The sequence below is a fragment of the Embleya sp. L77 genome, from assembly GCF_055557415.1.
Genome location: NZ_CM145710.1, coordinates 3058021 through 3075601, shown reverse-complemented (window position 1 = coordinate 3075601; position 17581 = coordinate 3058021). Strand labels below are relative to the sequence as shown.

Genomic DNA, 17581 nt, shown 5'->3' with positions numbered 1-17581 from the left:
CCGAGGGGCGATGGATGCCCGTCCTCCGCCGTTCGCGCGGTCGGGGAGCCGGCTCCTCAGCCGCTGATCTGCTTGTGCTCGGATTCCCCGACGATCGCGATCTTGCGGGGCTTGGCGCGCTCGGCGATCGGGATGCGCAGCGTCAGCACCCCGGCGTCGTAGTCGGCCGTGATGCGCTCGGTGTCCAGGGTGTCGGCCAGCACCAGTTGGCGGGAGAAGACGCCCAGGGGCCGCTCGGACAGCTCCAACTGCGCGTCGTCGGCCTTCGCCACCGGCCGGCGCTCGGCCCTGACGGTGAGCATGTTCCGCTCCACGTCGATATCGATCGCGTCCTTCGCGACACCCGGCAGATCGAGGGCGATCACGTACTCCTCGCCCTCGCGGTAGGCGTCCATCGGCATCGCCGAGGGCCTGGACCAGGTACCGGACACCCCCGTCAGCTGCTGGGCGAGCCGGTCGAGTTCACGGAAGGGGTCGGTACGCATCAACATCTCGGAAACACCTCCACTGGTCCGGCGGGAACCGCCGATGCGTTTTGTACGACACCTTTCTAACATGTCATCCAAACGATGACAAGTGAAATGTCATCAGAACGATGACAAGGATGATGGTGGGTCGCCCATGGGTGTGAACCGAGCCTCCGCCCACCGCGACCCGTCGAGCAGGCCGCCGCCGGTACCGCCACCCGATACCGGTGTGTCGACGATGTAGCCGACGAACGACGGGTCGTTGTGCTCCGTGGGCGATGCGTCGGGGACGGAAACCACCCACCCAGAATCGGACGCGGGAGCCCAAATCCTGACCAGGCCCCTTCCCAGGGCCAACCGCGGTTCGAGTGAGGTCCGGGAGGCGGCGAAGGTCGGACTGGTCGGGATCTTCTGCCGGGCCGACCCCGACCAGGTTGGCAGGTCAGTCGTCGATCGCCTGGTAGAGCGTGGTCCAGAAAAGAATCCGGCATGGCCCGCGCCGAGTCCGGGGTGAACATCCCGGTCTGGGTGAGCAGGATGCCGCCAAGCTGGTTGTGCGGGTCGGCGTAGATCGTGGTGCCGGCTCCGCCGTCCCAACCGAACTGGCCGACGGGCGCGTAGTCACCTCGGTAGGTGCGCACCGTCATGCCGAAACCCCAGCCGCCGGTCTGCCCCTGACCGTGTGACAGATGGACGACGCTGCGCGGCCTGCCTGGTCACCGGGCCGGCCGGCTGTGGTTCTCGTGCGGCCCACCGGGATTCACCGGAACGGGCGACCCATGAACCGCTCACCCCCGGGCAGGAGACCCCTCGGGCGCGGGCCGGGTCCTCGGGGAAGAAAGACCCGGCCCGCGCCCCTACGAACTGCCACCACCCGCCGTCCGAGTCAACGCGAAGCAGCCGCGCCGGACACGGGTTTCGGGGCGTTCGGACCGCCCCCCGACCGAGTTTCGCGCGACGGGCGCGGGGCGTCCCGCGCGGTGGACGTCGGCCGCAGCTCCCTCCCGCCCCGCCTGGTCGTACCCCGTCGCGGCCATCGTCCCTACCTTCGAAGAAGCACGATTGCCGGACGGACGCTCCTCGTGCGTCAGGAATGTGTTCGGATTCGGGGCCTGCGCGTACGGACCGTGTATCGGCCGGTCGGCAGCACCGGCGACGTCCCTAGCGTCGTAGCCATGCGGGGGATGGCGGGCGCGGCGGGCGGCGGATCGGGCTTCAGTGGATCGGGCTCCAACGGGAGCGGGGTGCCGCGTTGGCGGCCGGGCGGCGGGTCGAGGGCGTCGAATTCCGGCTTGGCGCCGTTCTCGTCCGGACGTCGAAGATGGCGCGTTTCGCGGCGGCTTTCGACGCCGATGCTGCTGCGACTGCTCGTCGTGGCCGTGGGGGTGCCGCTCTTTGCCTGCGTGGGTGTCCTGGTGGCGGCCTTCTCGTCGGCCGGGGACGGCTTGCGGGTGGTGGGACGTGACGCGGGCCCGCGGGTGGTGTCGGCGAACGCTCTGCACGGTGCGTTGGCCGGGATGGACACCGAGTTGGCGAACGTGGTGTTGATCGGCGACGAGAAGGGTCTCGGGTTCGATCGCGATCAGGCGTTGGCCAACTACGCGGCAGATCGCAAGGCTGTGGGCGACGCCGTCGAGGAGAGCGCGGTGGGGGCCCGCAGGGCGGATGCCCAGGCCGCGCTGCGCCACCTGCTCCGGTATATGGGGGCGTACGACAACCTCGCCGGTCAGGTGATGCTGCTCGATCGCCAGTCGGACGTGCGTGTGTTGACCGACGCCTCACCGGCGTTGCCGCTGCTGCGCCAGGCCGCCGACTTGATGCGCGGGATGCTGCTGCCCGAGGCCGATCGACTGGTGGAGGCGAACGCCCGCACGGTCGATCGAGCCTACGTGGATCGCCGAGGACAGGCGCGCGGGCTGGGAATGTGGGCGCTGGTCCCTGGGGTCGCCGCCCTGCTCGTGTTGGTCGGCGGCCAGGTCTGGCTGTTCGCGCGGACCCATCGCGTGTTCAATCCCGCGATCATGGCGGCCACGGTGCTTGTGGTGGTGCTGGTCTCGGTGGGCACGAGTACGGCGTTGTCGTCGGCCGAGCGATTGCGGGTCGCGAAGGAGGACTCGTTCGACTCGGTGCTCGCTCTCACCCGTGCGGGCGCGATCGCGAAGAATGCCAACGGTGACGAGAGCCGGTTCCTCGTCGATCGCGCCCACGAGGACGAGGCCGAGCAGGCGTTCGCGGACAAGTCGCAGCAACTGGCCGGATTCGACATTCGTTTCGACCTCTACGACCGGGCACTTGCCGAGGCTGCGGCCGACGTCGGCAAGTACGCGACCGGCGTCGAACCGCCGTTCGTGGGGGAGTTCGGCCGCGAGTTCCGCAACATCACCTTCGCAGGCGAGCGCATGGCTGCCGAAGACGCGTTGCTTTGGTACACCACCTACGAGAGGTTCGACCGGCACATGCGCTCGATGGTCGCCCGAGGGGACGTGCGGGCGGCCATCGACTTCAACACCAGCTACCGGGAGAACAACTCCAACTGGGCGTTCGACCGGCTCATTCGGGCTTTGGAGACGGTGACCGCGATCAACCGGGCGCACATGGATTCGGCCACGAACGGCGGTCTCGACGGTCTGCACGGCCGGGGCGTCCTGGTAGCCGGGTTGGCGTTGGGTGCGGCCGTGCTGACCTGGGCGGGGCTGCGCCCACGTCTGGCGGAGTACCGCGTGGCGCCCGGATCGCGACCCCGGCGTGCGCGCGTTTGTCGCTGACAACGCTCTCGGCGAGTCGACACGGTCGGCATCGGCGACGGCCACCTCGACATTGGCCGGCGTGCTCGGTCGGAGCCGCCCGTCACACCTCCAGAACGGCGGCGGACCAGTTGCCGTCGATGCCGAGGGAGGCCAGGAGTACGCGGGTTCCGGGTTCGCACTCCAGGACGTCCTTGAGGCCGATCATCGCCGGTGTCGTTTTTTTCGGCCCGCGCCCGGGCAAGCCACCGCGGCGGGCGGGTTGGGGTGCGGGTCCGGATCGGGTGGCACGAACGGTTTTGGGTGCGCTCAGTGCCGGTTCGACTCGGGGTGGTCGGTGGACTTCGAGGATGCCCAGGGGGCGGGTGCGGGTTCACCGCGTCGGGCGGCGCCGGGGGCGCGGGCGATGGGACGCCGGGCGTTCTCGGACGACTTGAGTTGCCACGGGACGCTGATCACCATCACGCCCGGGGTGAACAGGAGTCGGCTCTTGAGCCACAGCGCGGACTGGTTGTGCAGGAGGTTCTCCCACCAGTGCCCCACCACGTACTCGGGGATGAACACGCCGACCAGGTCGCGGGGGTGGGCCTGGTGCATGGCGCGCACGTGCCCCACGACCGGACGGGTGAGTTCGCGGTAGGGGGAGTCCAGCATCGTCAGGGGAACCTCGATGCCGAAGTCGTCCCATTGCGCCCGCAGGTCGTCGGCCTCCTCGCGGTCGACGACCACGGTGAGTGCCTCCAGTTCGTCCGGGTGGAACGCCTTGGCGTAGGCCAGGGCCCGCAGGGTCGGTTTGTGGACCTTGGAGACCAGGACGACCGCGCGCACGCGCGGCGGCAGAACACTCTCCGCCACCGGATCGGTGACGGCCATCTCCTGCGCCGCGCTGTCGTAGTGCCGGCGGATCCCGCGCATCATCACCCACAGGACCACCGCCGCGATCACCGCGAGGTAGGCGCCCTCGGTGAACTTGGTGAGCAGCACGATGACCAGGACCAGGCCCGTGACCACCGCCCCCAGCCCGTTGATGGCGCGCGCGGTGTGGTGGCGGCGGCGTACGAGGGGGTCGTTCTCGTCGCGCAGGGCGCGGTTCCAGTGCCGGACCATGCCGGTCTGGGAGAGGGTGAAGGAGGTGAAGACGCCCAGGATGTAGAGGTGGATCAGGCTGGTGACCGATGCCTGGTAGGCCCACAACAGGCCGGCCGCGACCAGCGCGAGGGCGATGATGCCGTTGGAGAACGCGAGGCGGTCGCCGCGGGTGTGCAACTGGCGGGGCAGGTAGCGGTGTTGGGCCAGGATCGAGGCGAGCAGCGGGAAGCCGTTGAACGCGGTGTTCGCGGCCAGGACCAGCACCAGGGCGGTGGCGGCCTGGATGTAGAAGAAGCCGATGCTGTGCTCCCCGCCGAAGATCGCGGCGGCGAGTTGGGCGATGACGGTGCGCTGGGGTGTGGTGTGGCAGTCGCCGCTCGTCCCGGTCAGCCGGCAGGTGTCCTCGGTGATGTGGACATCGGAGATCAGAGCGAGCGCGGTGATGCCGGAGAACATCACCACCGCGATCAGTCCCATCACGGTCATGGTGGTGGCGGCGTTGCGGGACTTGGGCTTGCGGAAGGCCGGCACTCCGTTGGAGATGGCTTCCACACCGGTGAGCGCGGTGCAACCGCTGGAGAACGCCCGCAGCGCGAGCATCAGCAGGGCAAAGCCCGCGAGATGTTCCTCGCCCGCTTCCGGTTCGACACCGTAGGCGGCGGACTCCGCCACCGGGGCGTCCCCGACGGCCCACCGGAACAGCCCCGTGGCGCACATGATCAGCACGCCGGCGACGAACAGGTAGGTGGGGGCGGCGAACGCGCGCCCCGACTCACGGACCCCGCGCAGGTTCACCGCCGCCAACAACACGACGAAACCCACCGCCATCCCGGTGCGGTACTCGTTCACGGCCGGCACCGCGGAGATGATGTTGTCCACCCCGGAGGCCACCGAGACGGCAACCGTCATCACGTAGTCGACCATCAGCGACGCCGCCACCACCAGACCGGCGGAGGGGCCCAGGTTGGTGGCGACCACCTCGTAGGAGCCGCCGCCGGAGGGGTAGGCGTGCACGACCTGGCGATACGACAGCACCACCACCGCCATCAGCGTCACCACCGCCACCGCGATCCACGTCGTCAGGTACAGGTACGCGACCCCGCCCAGGGTCAGCACCAGCAGGATTTCCTGCGTCGCGTACGCCACCGACGACAACGGGTCGGAAGCGAAGATCGGCAACGCCAACCGCTTGGACAGCAGGGTCTCCTGCAATCCCTCGCTCGGCAGGGCCCGACCGATCACCGCTCGCTTCAACGCGTCCACAGTTCTTCCCACGGCGGTGAGCGTAAGGGCATATCGGACGCGCCAAGCGCCACGACTCGGCGAAGGCAGACGTCCCCGACCAGCCAAAGCGGCAGTTCGTCACGACACGCCGACGAACCGCCCCGACGCCACATCACGATCTCGACGGACATCCCGACCACCGACCGGCCGAAGCCTCGCGCCGGCAACACCCGCCCCTTCGCTTCCGCCGCACCGCCGCATCGGGCTCGCCGTGGCTTTCCGGCGTGGCCCACTCGGCCCACTCGCAGCCCAATCCGCCGGCCGGCTCGGAGGCCCTGCGTCTTTCGCCTTTGTTTGCCGAATGTTCAGATGGCGCGGCGTTCGCGGGATGCCGTGTGGCGGAACATGGACTGTGGGGGCGATGTGCCCTCTGTGAAGGGGGAGTTGACGTGGACGCAGTGATGTTGGTCGTCGTCGGGGTAGTGCTGCTGGGCGCGATCGCGTTGTTGGTGGTTCTCTCGTTCGGCCGCCGGGACGCCGGTGAGGGTCCTCGGGACCTGTTGCGTGTCTCGGGGGGTGGCGAGCGGGACCGGGCCGAGGCCGGTGACCGGGCTCTCGGCAGCACCGCCTGGATGCGCGGTGGCGGCGGCGGGTGTTGAGCGGTTGACGGGTGCGACGGCGTCGGGGTGGGAGTCGGGTGGTTGCGGGCGGATGCGTCGGCCCGCCGGCTCACCGCCCACACCGCGACGACGACCACCCCACGGGTGTGCCGGGTCGACGAGACCGCCGGTGATGCGGGGTATCGACCCGGCGGGGGTCGGCGGCTCCTCCTGATGGATCGCCGGGGTTACGGCGACAGCCCGGACACCGCGCGCAGCGACGCCGAGGACATCGTGGAGATTCCCGGCGACGGGGCCTGTGCCGGCGGGGCCCGGCGGCGCCCACCTGGTGTGGCACGTGGTCGATGTGAGACTCCACCCCTCGACCGGATCGAGGCAGCCCGAGGTCGCGGTGACGCCTGGACGAGCGGCACCGCCTGCCCCGGCCCGACTGCGTCTGCGTCTGCGCCCGACCATGGGCGCCGCGGCTGCGGCGCCCGCGCGTCACACGTCGCGGATCCAGTGCCCGTCCGTGGCCCAGCCGAGGAACCGCCGGACGTTCGGCACCGCCGGATCGTCCAGGCTGCCGCCCGTGAACACATGCCGCAGCCCGGCCAGAACCGGCGCGAGGCGGCGCACGGTGTGCTCCGGCCGCCGCGCCGTCTCCTGCGCCATCCACGCGATCACCGCGAACTGGTCCTCCAGCCCGCACAGGGACAGGAAGAACAGCGTCTGCCGCCACGCGTAAGCGGCGTCCTTGACGGTGCCGAGCGATCGCGGGTTTCCGGCGATCTGCTGCACCAGACGGCACACCGTGCGGTACGCGCCCCGTGCCGGCTCCGCCCAGCCCTCCGCCGGCTCCACCCCGATGGGGTACACGAGCGCGGCGAGGTTGTGCGTGGTGAGGATCTGCGCCTGCTCGATGACCTTCCCGTTCGCCGCGACCCACCAGCGGCCCCGCGGATCGACGTCGGCCCGCTCCCGGCACAGCTCGGCGAAGGCGTCCGAGGTGTTCGCCGCGAACCCACGCTCGCGCTTGACGTCGTCGATCGTCCGGATCGCGGCGTAGTCGATGCCGTAGTACCGCGCGTACAGCGACCCTTCGAGCAGTACCGCGGCGTCCTGCGCGGCGCGCAGGAACTTCGCGGAGAACGTGCCCATGAAGATGTCCGCCGCGAGTTCCTCGGTGAACACCGCCTTGACCCCGGCCTGCCGCGCGAGCGAACCGAGCTCCTGGAGCAGCGGGTTCGGGACGATCGTGCCCGGGAAGGCGCGCACCGTCAGCGTGCCCAGCTCGGTCAACGCCTCCCAGGCGTTTCCCGCGGTGTCGGTCGACACCCGCCGGTACGCGGACACCGCCCGCACCCACGGCAACTCCTCCAGCCGCACCTGGTGCTCCAGGTTGAGGAGCAGCAGCGACCGACGCTCGGCGAACGCCCCGTACCCCGCGGTCATCAGCGTGCGCAGCGCCGGGTCGTGGTAGGCCAACGCGGTTGTCGCGGCGACCAGTTGCGGGACCAGCTCGGCCAGCACCTCGGCCGACGGCACGATGCCGCGCTCGACGAGCGTCGCGACGGGCGCGCTCAGCGCGCGCTCGACCGAGTGACGCAGGCTGTCCGGGATCGGGCTGCCCGCGCGCACGCCGGTTCGCTCGGCTTCCTCGTCGGTCACCGGTACGAGCAGCCACGCCGTGTCGGGCAGACCCGCGTCGTCGCGCAGGTTCGCCAACCGGGTGATGAGGACGCGTGCCAGCTCGTGGAGCGTCGCGGTCGAGGCGTCCTCGGCCTGACGGGCCCGCAGTGCGGCGTGCGGCGGCGAGCCGGGCGCGCCGCGCTTGGCGACCATCGCGTCGACGGCGTGCCGGAGCAGGCCGGGGCGGGCCGCCCCACGCGCACCGACGTTCGCGCGGATGCCGGCGCGGGGTCCGGCAGTGTGGGGCCCGGCAGTGTGGGCGGCGCGGCCGTCCGCGATGTGGGTTCCGGCGCTGCGCACATCACCGGCCCGTGTGTCACCGAGCGCCTCGGCCAGGGCGGCCAGCAGGATCGCCAAGTTTTCCCTGGGGTTGCGGTGCTTGGTGCACAGCGTGTGCTGCGCCGCCAAACGCCGGTAGCGCTGCAGGAGTTCACGGCCGCGTTCGATCCAGCCCGCCGGTCGGACCGCGTCGAGCCAGCCGTCCTCGACGGTCTCCAGCCAGTGCGCGAGCAACTGGTCGGCGAACGGGTTCCACACGGTCAGCGCCTCGTTCATCGCCTCGACCGCGGGCTTGGGACGCCGCGCACCGAGCGTGGCCCGCAACGAGCCCACGGACTCGCGGTGCACGGCGGAGCCGTCGGGCACCGGCGTGTCGCTGGGGCCCGGCAGGAAGCGGAGGCGGTCCGCGTACGGCGCGATCTCGTCGAGCAGGGTGAGCGCCGCGAAGCGGTCCCCGGCGCGCAGCAGCCACGCGATGGTAAGGAGCGCGGCCTCCTCGGGCACCGCGACGTGATACCGGCCGGTGTCGAGCATCGTGTGAAGCTCGGCCAGGCCCGCGTCGGTGAGGAAGTACCGGAACACCGCGAGTCGATCGCCGGTACGCAGCCCCGCGCGGGCGGCGACCTCGGCCTCGTGTGCGGTCCACGGCCCGCCGGCCGCGGCGTCGCCGGTGGCGAACCCGCCGCGCACGACCTCCGGAGTGACCCACGCGGGAAGCCCGCGCACGGGCGTGCGCGAGCCGATGGCCAACGAGCCGTCGGCCATGCCGCGGGCGACCTGCGTCCAGCGGCGCACGCGCTCCTCGGCGCGAAGCCGGGTCGCCTGGCTCTCGTGGGAGGCGGCGGTGTGGAATGCCTTGGCCAACTGCCAATCCGCATAGCCGGGGTTGGCGACGGGCTGCACGTGAATCTCGTTCATGCCGACGTGGCGGGCCCTGCCCCCGCGCCCTCCGGGATGAGAGCCCGGTGCTCTACTGACTGAGCTACACGTCGTGGTCGGTGTGGTCGGCACGGCGGGCACCGCGCGCCCCGCCGCGTTGTGCGGGTTACGGGCCCGGAGTTCTCCGGGCCGCTCCCCATGCCGCCGCGTTCCGATGTCGCCGACGTGGCGGGTCCCGCCCCCGCGCCCTCCGGGTCCCAAGCCCGGTGCTCTCCCTGACTGAGCTACACGCCGTTGTCGTGTTCGCCAACGTGGCGGGTCCCGCCCCCGCGCCCTCCGGGTCCGAAGCCCGGTGCTCTACTGACTGAGCTACACGTTGTGGTGCGCCGGCGAAGTATCCGCCGACGAGGACGACATTAGGGCCGAGCCGCGGGCGGGGCAACGGGGTTATCCGCACGGCGCGTACGGCGGCCATGGTTCGCCGTGTGTCCCCGGCGCCCCGTGATCGGCCTCGACTGGGGCCCGGCTCAACTCCGGCAGCATCTCTACGCCTTGCAGGTTTCCACCCTGGCCTCCCCACCGAAACAGGCACCCGACTTCGGAATCGAACGGCTGCCTGACGACCCTGCTACCACAGACCTTCGTTATCGAGACCGGGGGCGTGACCCAGCGCTGCACTCGCGAGGAAATCGCCGCCGCCGATCGCACGATCCCCGACGTCATCGGCCCCGGGGTGCAGGTGCTGTTGTGCACTGGACGAGAGTTCGGGTTGCCCCGGCTCTCCGCGGATGCGGAGAGCCGGGGGTGGTCAGAGTTCCACGCCGTAGTACTGGCCGAGGTAGTCGATGATTTCGGGGGCGTGGGGCAGGAGTTCGGGCAGGTGGGCGGCCAGCGCGCTGCGGGTCGCGGCGGCGAGGTCGGCGGCATTCTTGGTGGCGGTGCGGACATACGGTTCGAGGCGCTTGATCAATTCGTAGTTGCTGTCGATGTTCTCGGCGCGCATCGCCTTGTCCAACGGCGGCGCACCGGGCGGCGGAATCGGCGGGAGCACTCGGCTCACGTAGGTGACCCGGTGCAGGATCCGCCAGCACGGCGGCTTGGCGGCGCTCTGCTGGGTTTGGCGTAGGGCGGCGGCGTCGGGGGCGCCGCTGTTGGCCAGCCAGAGCGGGTCGACGACCTTCTGGTAGAAGTCGTCGAAGTTGGTGCTGTCCTCGCCGAGATAGAACGTGAGGAACCGGTAGGCGTCCACCTTCCCGGGCACCAGGACCGGCTTGTTCGCGGCGTCGTACGCCGGCTTGCCGTCCTTGTCGCGTTGCTGCAGGTCGCCCGAGGGCGTGCAGTTGACGGCGAGGCCGAACGTGCGGGTCGTGTCCTTGCCGCGGGCGCGGGTGACGCTGAAGCCGCCGCCCAACGAGGCGTCGAACTTGGTCGAGATGCCCACGCCGCTGACCGATCCGATGAACTCGACGCCGAGGCTCCCCTTCATGTTGAACGTGTAGGAACCGGACGTGGTCTCGGTGACGGCGTCCGTGGCCTCTGTGGTCTCGGCGAAGAATCCACCGCGTGCGGTCCACACGTAGGTGTTGACCAAATCCCGACGGGAGAAGCCCGTGGCCGCCCTGCCGCCGGTCGGTCCGCGGTTGGACCCGGCGTCGGTGCCGCCGTCGACGCCCATGCTGCGCAGCACGGCCTTGGCCTGGTCGTGGGTCGGGTCGTGGTCGCGGGTCTCGGTCGAGACGGACTGGTAGTACGCGTGCAGGCGCTGCTGGTCGCGGACGACGCGGCGCTTGAGCGCGTAGGCGTCGCGGGGCTTGAAGTAGCTGTACTCGCCGTAGCCGGTGGCGGTCGGGTAGTCCGGGTCGGTGACCTTGCCGCGGCTGTCGGATCCGACGGCGCCGTCCAGGGTTCCCTGTTTGACGTATCGGGGATTGATCGGGAAGTGGATGATGTTCCAGTCCCGGGGGATGTCGGGGTTGGGCTGCATGCGGTAGGCGACCAGGGTTCCGGTGTGCGCCAGGCGCAACGCGAAAACGTCGGCGGTCTGCGACTGGACCAGCGCCATGCCGGTGTTCGCGGGTACGTACCGTCGGCCGATGGCGGCGTTGAGCAGGCGTGCGGGGTCTTCGGCGTGCCCGGTCAGCGCCATCCGGGCCTTGGTCGTGGTGTTCAGCCCCCGAGTGACCTTGGTGTCGCTGCTCCAGGTGTTCGAGAACTCCAGGCCGAAGCTCATGACGGTCTTCACGGTGGACTCCATGGGCGTCGCGATGCCCATTCCGAGCGGAGCTGTGATCGACAGGATCACCCCGCCGCCCTCCAGACCCAGCGAGGCGTTGAACGCGGCGTCGACGCTGCGGCTCCTGCTGGAGGACAGGCTCTGGACGACTTGGTCGGCCTCGGTGAACTCCACCGACGAGGCGTCGGCGTAGCCGTCGTCCTTGCCGGTGAGGTTCTCCGACGGCACCGGCGGGGCGCCCTCGATGAAGCCGATCAGCTGCGGGTCGAACTGCACCTGGCCGACCCATTCGGTGGTCAGGTCACCGACCTTGTACCCGGTGACCAGGTGCCAGCGGCCGTCACGGATGTAGGCATAGCAGCGTTTGAGCACGCCGTTCGCCTCGCCATTGGGGCCGTACTGCAGGTCGGAGTACTCGGCGGCCGCGGGTGCTGCGGCGATGCTGTCGTGGAAGGGGGTGCGGATCGCGGCGAGCGCCGAACGCACCTCGGCGGTGTCGGTGGAGATGGGTGCGGTGGACAGCTGGATCCGTGGTGGTTTCGCCGGGAGGGCCAGGTTGTTGCCGCGCAGGCCCTCGTCGCGCACGACCGTCGCGCCCGGGGCCGTGGAGTCCCGGTCGAAGGGCCAGTAGCCGAGGAGGTCCTGCTTGCCGCCGCGCACGCGGGTGAACATGGTGTCGAGGATCTGTTCGCGGGTGCGCACGGTGCGCCAGATCCGGACCTCCTCCAGGGTTCCGGCCAGCGGATACAGCGTCCGACCGGAGTACATCCATGCGCCGAGGGTGAGTTGCTTGTCCCCGAACGGGAGCGTGTCCTGCGGGAAGCGCCCCGAGTTGGTGGTCAACGCCTCGCCGTTGCGGTACAGGCGCAGGACGCTGGACTTCGGGTCCGGGTCGCGGACCCAGCGCGCGCCGCCGCGCAGCTTTGCCGGGTGGCTGCCGGCGGTGTCGGCGGCGATGTTCCCGGCGTTCTCGTCGAACGACCAGCGTGCCACCAGTCCTCTGTCGCGGCCGGTGACCGCGAGGCCGAGCTGTTCGGGTTTGCGGGCCACGCTCCACAGCCGCACCTCGCCCAGGACGCCGCGCAGCCGGTGGCCGATTTCCACCCCGTTGCGGTTGGATTGCGCGCCGGCACCGGTGTAGCGGTGGCTCCCGTCCGCCCTGCCGTCGAGGTAGAGGCGGATCTCCTGTGCGGGAAACGGGGAGGTGGCCGCCTGGCCGGCGGTGGGGGCCTCGGCCTGGAGCGTCTGCCGCACCACGGTGACGCGGTGGAACGCGCCGGCTTGGAGCGCCGTGTTCGAGGTGTACCGGACGGCATTGCCCTCCGCCTCCGCGAAGGCGAACTCGACCCGCCCGTCGGCGGTGAGCCCCAACTGGTACGGGACACCGCCCGAACCGCCGTCGACGGCGCGCCCCTTGGTGACCAGGTCCACGGGTGCGCCCAGCTTGTCGACCTGGAGGAACACCTCGATCGTGAGGTCGCCGGTCACGTCGAGCGCGCTGTGCGGGGCCACCTCCAGGCCGGGGTTGCCGGCCTGCCGGATCGCCCAGGACTGGGTGAAGGCCGCTGCCAGATGCGCCCATTCGTTGCAGGGGAAACGCTCGGCCGAGCGCAGCACGTGGCCGCCGACCCGCGCGACCACCTGGTAGCCCTTGATCGGCGAGGCCGTCGGGCCGTTTCCGCGGAAGGTCCAGTGGCCCAGCAGACCGGGGGCGCTGTCGGGCACCCGCTGGTGGCGTTCGGCGGAGATCTCCTCAGGGGTGCGGACCCGTCCGAACACGCGGACTTCGTCGATCTGGCCCTTGAAGTACTCGTTGGAGAAGGGTTGACAGCCCAGGACCAGCGGCCCGTTCCCGGTGTAGGGGCCCGCCGTGGTGCGGCGGGCGATCTCGGCGCCGTCACGGTAGAGGATCTGCTCGCGCTTGGCGTGCACGTACACCGCGGCCCAGTGGTGCCAGTCCAGGTCCGGATAGGTCTGCGTGGTCACCAGGTCGTCGCTGTACAGCCCGAACTTGACCGTGTTCTGCGGGGTCATGTTCAGGTGCAGGCTCTGTCCCGCCGCACCGCCCATGTTCCCGTGCGAGAGGAACGGCTCGGTGCCGCCGCGCGCGTCGCTCCGCTTGGCCCACAGCTCGACGGTGAAGTCCCGGTTGGACAGGTCGAGCGCGCCGGTCAGCTCGAGTCGGGTGGCCCCGTCGAAGTGCTGCACGGGGAGATCCACGGGTTCGAGCGTCAAGGAATACGTCGAGTCACCCGTGTTGGCGTGCACGATCCTGCCTTGCCCCTCTTCGGGGTTGACCCAGGCCTCCATGGTCAGGTCGCCGGTGGTGGTGAACCCGTCCAGCTTCTCGGCAGGCAGGGACAGATAGTGCTCCTTGTTGAACAGGTAGGCGCGACCGGGCATTTCGGCTCGCCAGCGGCAGCCGCTCCCGGTGATCGTGGACCGTGCCGTGCCGTTGGGGACGGATTCGACCCCACCGGGGGCCAGCCCGACGAGGCGGGACCCGGAGGAGAGCAGGACGCCCGTCCGGCTGGATGCGGCCCGGCCGTAGTCGTAGCCCACCAGGCTGATCTTGTCGCCCGGTTTGATCGCGGCGCCCGGCGCCTTGAGGGTGATCGTCTTGCCGCCGAGCGCCACGTCGGCGGCTGCGACGTACCCGGAGCCGCCGATGTCGAGATGGGCGAACGCCGGCACCCTGACCGTCGCAGCCTCGGCGAGTTGCACCGTGTCCCCGGTCACCTGGGCGACCATGCCCACCGTCACCTGCTGCCCCGGCTCGCCTGCCAGCACCGCGGCCATCAGGCTCGCCTTGCGCGGCAGCGAGCGCCACGTCTCGCTGTCGCCCTTGGCGGTGATGGTGACGTCGCAGCGGCCGGGTGCGTCGCCGTCGCTCACGCTGATGACATAGCCCTCCAGGGCGATTCCGGCGTCGACGGCGACGAAGCCGAGGCTGCCGTCCGACGCCGCCAGCTCCTGCAGGCCACGCGTGACGGCGGTGTCGTAGTAGGCCGCGAAGAACTGGTCGTCGGCGCCGCGGAAGTACAGCACGACATTGCCGGTGCCGCTGTCCAACAAGGCGGGTCGGTCGCTGCCGCGTGCGAAGTCCAGCAGCGCTCCGGAGAAGCCCAAGCCGGTGCGGTCCGTGCCGAGCGGCGGCATGGGCACGGTCAGGTCGTCCTCGCCCTGGAGCCCGCCGGACAGTCGGGCCAGCTCTGCCTGGGCGGCCTTCAGCTGGGCTTCTTTGGCGGCCAGCGAACGCCGCAGTTCGTCGACGAGCTGTTTGGCGCTGCGCGCTTCCTGCAGTGCGGCCTCGGCGGTCGCCCGCTTGTTCCTGGTGGACTGGAGGAGGACGTCCACGCCGGACTTCAGGGAGACGCGCTTCATCCGCAGGAGGCCCGTGTCGTTCTTCAGACCGCCGCTCGTCTGAACCACCCAGTTGGAGGCCAGCGAGTCGAGGGATGTGACCGCGAGCTTGCTCTTGCGGTTGACGATACGTACGTACTCGCCGTCGGGAAGCAACTGGAACTGCGCGCTGTGGTTGTCGGGCCGGCGCGGCCTCACCGTCAAGGTCGCGTTCTCGGCGGTCGAGTCACCGCTGACACACATGTCCATGTTCCACGAGCTGAACACCAGCCGATAGCAAGGCCTGCCGTCCTGGGTCTCACCAACGGCATCGACGGTCCAGATCCGGACGTCTTGCGCGTCGGCTTCCACAGCCAGCAACGTTCCTGGCGTGCTAGGCGCTCCTTGGACCAGGACTTTCTGCTGCCAGGTCTTCCCCTCCCGGACGCGCGGCAGCTTGAAGAACAGCTCATGATTCCAGGCCGTCACCAGGTCCTTCTCGGCGTCGTACTGCCCCTGGTACAGGGCCACTTCGCGGTCCAGCCGGTCGTAGGCGGCCTGGGCCTCGGGCAGCATGGCGGACAGCGGGGTCAGCCGGGTGATCTCCGGAGGCAGGAGGGCGATGTCCTTCTCCAACTGCTTGACCGACTGCTGGAGGACGGCGATGCGATCGGAGTCGTCCGCCTTCGCCGGCCGCTTGAGCAGCGCCGGATCCAGCACGTCGGGTACCTGGCTCAGCCGGCCGTCGCGGCCGACGCCGAAGTCCAGGGTCGCCATGCACGCGTCCTGGCCGTCCTTGGCGGCGAACGCCAGCATCACCCTGGCCTGCCGCTTGGTCGGCTTGGCCGTGGTGCCGTAACCGGCGAGGGCCTTCTCCTGCTGGTGGTACAGAAGGGCCGACATGCCGGAGACCACCGTGCGTCCCTTCAGGCCGAAGCTGTCGCGCCGCACGCCCGGGTGATCGCGCAGCGGGGCGTCCGAGCCGGTCCAACGCGCGTCGCCGCGCAGTGTGCCGTGCAGCGCGCGGTCCGTCTGGTCGTACGCGATGGTGCCGGTACCTTCGTCGAACCGGTAATAGGCCACCAGCCCCGGCTCGTTGCCGATCAATCGGTGGTTCATTTCCGCCGCGATCTCGGCCGCGGGGCGCGCCCGGTTCCAGATCCGGACCTCGTCGATGTCGCCCTTGAAGTGGCTGACAGCCCTGCCCTGATACACCTTTTTGCCGATCAGCGCGATTGCCCCGCTGTCGTCCCTGAACGGCATGTCCCCGCTGCCGGAGAGTTTGCCGTTGACGTACACCTTCGCGGTCTTGCCGTCGAAGGTGCCGGCGATGTGGGTGTACGTGTCCTTCGGGATGGCCTCCGCGGAGGCGATCAGCCACGGCGCCGCGTCGTGCGAGAGGTACACCGTGCCGTTCGCGTTCAGGCCGAGCTGGTACGCCGACCCCTTGGCCAGCACGGGGCTGTCCGCGAACTCGGCGGGCTCCCACGCCTCGATCGAGTACGGCTTCCCGCCGAAGCGCAACACCTCCGGATCACCCAGCTCGACGCCGGCGTCCGTGCCGTTCAGACGCAGCGCCGTCTCGGCGTGATTCCCGGCGCCCACCACCGGCACCAACTCGCGCTTGGTGAACGGGCACGTCCCCGGGCTCCGTTCGAACACCGCGTCCCGGTAGACCGGATCCGGGCTCGTGTAGAACCTGGTTCCCTGCGTGTTGAACAGCCCCTGGGCGCCCTGTTCGACGTTGAAGCAGTCCACGCGGCCGGTGGCGTCGTTGTGGGCGAAGAACTGCCACCGCTGGATACCACTGACCGCCGTGGGCACGAGCACCGCGGCGAAGCGGCCCTGACTCAGGTTGCGGACGAACGACAGCTCCTGAGTCGGCTCATGGAACGGACGGCCTTCCATGTCCTCGGTACCGAGGGTGTCCTTGTTCGATTCGGGGCGGGTGGCGTGCCTGCTGCGCCGGTACCGTACTTCGAGTACCGGCTTCAGCTTGCCCTCCACCAGCACGAACCGGTCGCACAGCAGGGTGTCGCGCACCAGCGGCACTTTCTTGGTGCCGTCGAGCACATAGTCGGTCCGGGACACGCTGCCGGAGCAGCCGCCGCCGGTCAGCTTGTACACCGCGTCCGGGTGCGCGTTCCCGATCGACTGGCGCAGCACGATCACGTAGGTGCCGTCGGACAGTACGTGGAACGGGGCGGACGCCGTCAGCCGCGCCGTCGTGGACAGATAGGTGTCGATATCGCCGGGCGCGGGTTGATCGTCGGCGGCCGCTTCGATGCCGCCCCGCTTGACCGTCGGCATCGCTGTGGCGCCGACGACGGCGAAACCCACTTCGGCCAGTTCCCGGGGAAACGCCGGCTCGATCGGATTTCCGCTCCAGTAGGCCGCATCCAGCTCGCCCTTGGCCGCCTGCTGCCCGGACAGGTCCAGCACGGAATAGACGATCCGCCGGGCCGCGTCCATGGCGAACGCCACCGTCGTGCCCTGGTGGCGCACCATCGTCACATGCGCGTACGACCGGTCGCCGTAGACCTTGAGCACGGAGTCCTGTAGTGCCATGCGAGTCCCCCTTCACACGCACGCCAACCGCTTCGGGCCCCGTCCCCCGGCCCGAAGCGGCGCGTCACGGCCTTGGTGCCCCCAGCGGGGCGCCCGTCAGTCTGGCATCGGGAAGCTGTTCGGGGAAGGCGGTCGGGCTATCCGATCGATGGGCGAACTGGTCTGTGCACCAGGGAAGTTGATGAATGAATTGCTGTACGCGGCGGGACCTGCGGGTCTCGGTGGTGCGGTTGCCCCGGTCGCCCCGGTCACTCCGGTCGCCCCGGTCGCATGACTCCCCCGTGCCTCGGACCGGCGACGGCGTAACCACCGCTGCCGACAACCGCGTTCGCCACCGCGCATAGCCGGCTCCCGGAACTGCGGGCAGTCGATCGCGTGCCATTCACGCACCACGACTCCGGCCCTGGAGCGGACGATTGCCGCGTGTCTCGGTGGGCGCACGATGTCGAACACGTTCTTCTGCAG

Annotated in this window: 6 protein-coding genes, 3 tRNA genes and 1 pseudogene; 2 read left to right on the top strand and 8 right to left on the bottom strand. The window is 70.1% G+C overall.

The features are described 5' to 3' along the window. Positions 1-56 precede the first annotated feature (56 nt). A complete protein-coding gene (locus ACZOOI_RS42875) occupies positions 57-491 on the bottom strand; it encodes an Hsp20/alpha crystallin family protein (RefSeq protein ID WP_465282236.1) in 435 nt (144 codons plus the stop codon). Between the two features lie 418 nt (positions 492-909). Then, a pseudogene (locus ACZOOI_RS42870) lies at positions 910-1171 on the bottom strand (serine hydrolase); the annotation flags it as partial. Between the two features lie 588 nt (positions 1172-1759). Here ACZOOI_RS42870 and ACZOOI_RS42865 point away from each other — a divergent pair. Next, entirely contained in the window at positions 1760-3232 is a 1473-nt protein-coding gene (locus tag ACZOOI_RS42865) for a hypothetical protein (protein ID WP_465282235.1), read from the top strand. A gap of 288 nt (positions 3233-3520) precedes the next feature. Here the strand turns inward: ACZOOI_RS42865 and ACZOOI_RS42860 are convergent, their stop codons facing one another. After that, positions 3521-5575 carry an APC family permease gene (locus tag ACZOOI_RS42860; protein WP_465282234.1) on the bottom strand — a complete coding sequence of 685 codons (2055 nt, stop codon included), beginning with the start codon at positions 5573-5575 and terminating at the stop codon, positions 3521-3523. A 398-nt stretch (positions 5576-5973) separates the two neighbouring features. Between ACZOOI_RS42860 and ACZOOI_RS42855 the strand changes: the two genes are divergently transcribed. Then, positions 5974-6183: a hypothetical protein gene (locus tag ACZOOI_RS42855; protein ID WP_465282233.1), complete on the top strand. Its 210-nt coding sequence runs from the start codon at positions 5974-5976 to the stop codon at positions 6181-6183. Between the two features lie 444 nt (positions 6184-6627). Here ACZOOI_RS42855 and ACZOOI_RS42850 read toward each other — a convergent pair whose 3' ends face one another. From ACZOOI_RS42850 to ACZOOI_RS42830, 5 genes are all read right to left on the bottom strand, one after another. After that, positions 6628-9012 (bottom strand): hypothetical protein, encoded by a 2385-nt coding sequence (locus tag ACZOOI_RS42850; RefSeq protein WP_465282232.1) that lies wholly within the window; start codon positions 9010-9012, stop codon positions 6628-6630. Between the two features lies 1 nt (position 9013). Then, a tRNA-Glu gene (locus ACZOOI_RS42845) sits at positions 9014-9086 on the bottom strand. Positions 9087-9193: 107 nt separating this feature from the next. Further along, positions 9194-9267, bottom strand: a tRNA-Pro gene (locus tag ACZOOI_RS42840). A gap of 12 nt (positions 9268-9279) precedes the next feature. Then, positions 9280-9352: transfer RNA gene (locus ACZOOI_RS42835), tRNA-Arg, on the bottom strand. A gap of 429 nt (positions 9353-9781) precedes the next feature. Beyond that, complete coding sequence (locus tag ACZOOI_RS42830; RefSeq protein WP_465282231.1) at positions 9782-17116, bottom strand: LamG-like jellyroll fold domain-containing protein; 7335 nt, start codon at positions 17114-17116, stop codon at positions 9782-9784. Positions 17117-17581 lie beyond the last annotated feature (465 nt).

What these genes read in the sequence shown, in the direction of transcription:
- ACZOOI_RS42875 (WP_465282236.1), bottom strand. Translation starts at nt 491, where the DNA reads ATGTTGATGCGTACCGACCCCTTCCGTGAACTCGACCGGCTCGCCCAG.
- ACZOOI_RS42850 (WP_465282232.1), bottom strand. Translation starts at nt 9,012, where the DNA reads ATGAACGAGATTCACGTGCAGCCCGTCGCCAACCCCGGCTATGCGGAT.
- ACZOOI_RS42830 (WP_465282231.1), bottom strand. Translation starts at nt 17,116, where the DNA reads ATGGCACTACAGGACTCCGTGCTCAAGGTCTACGGCGACCGGTCGTAC.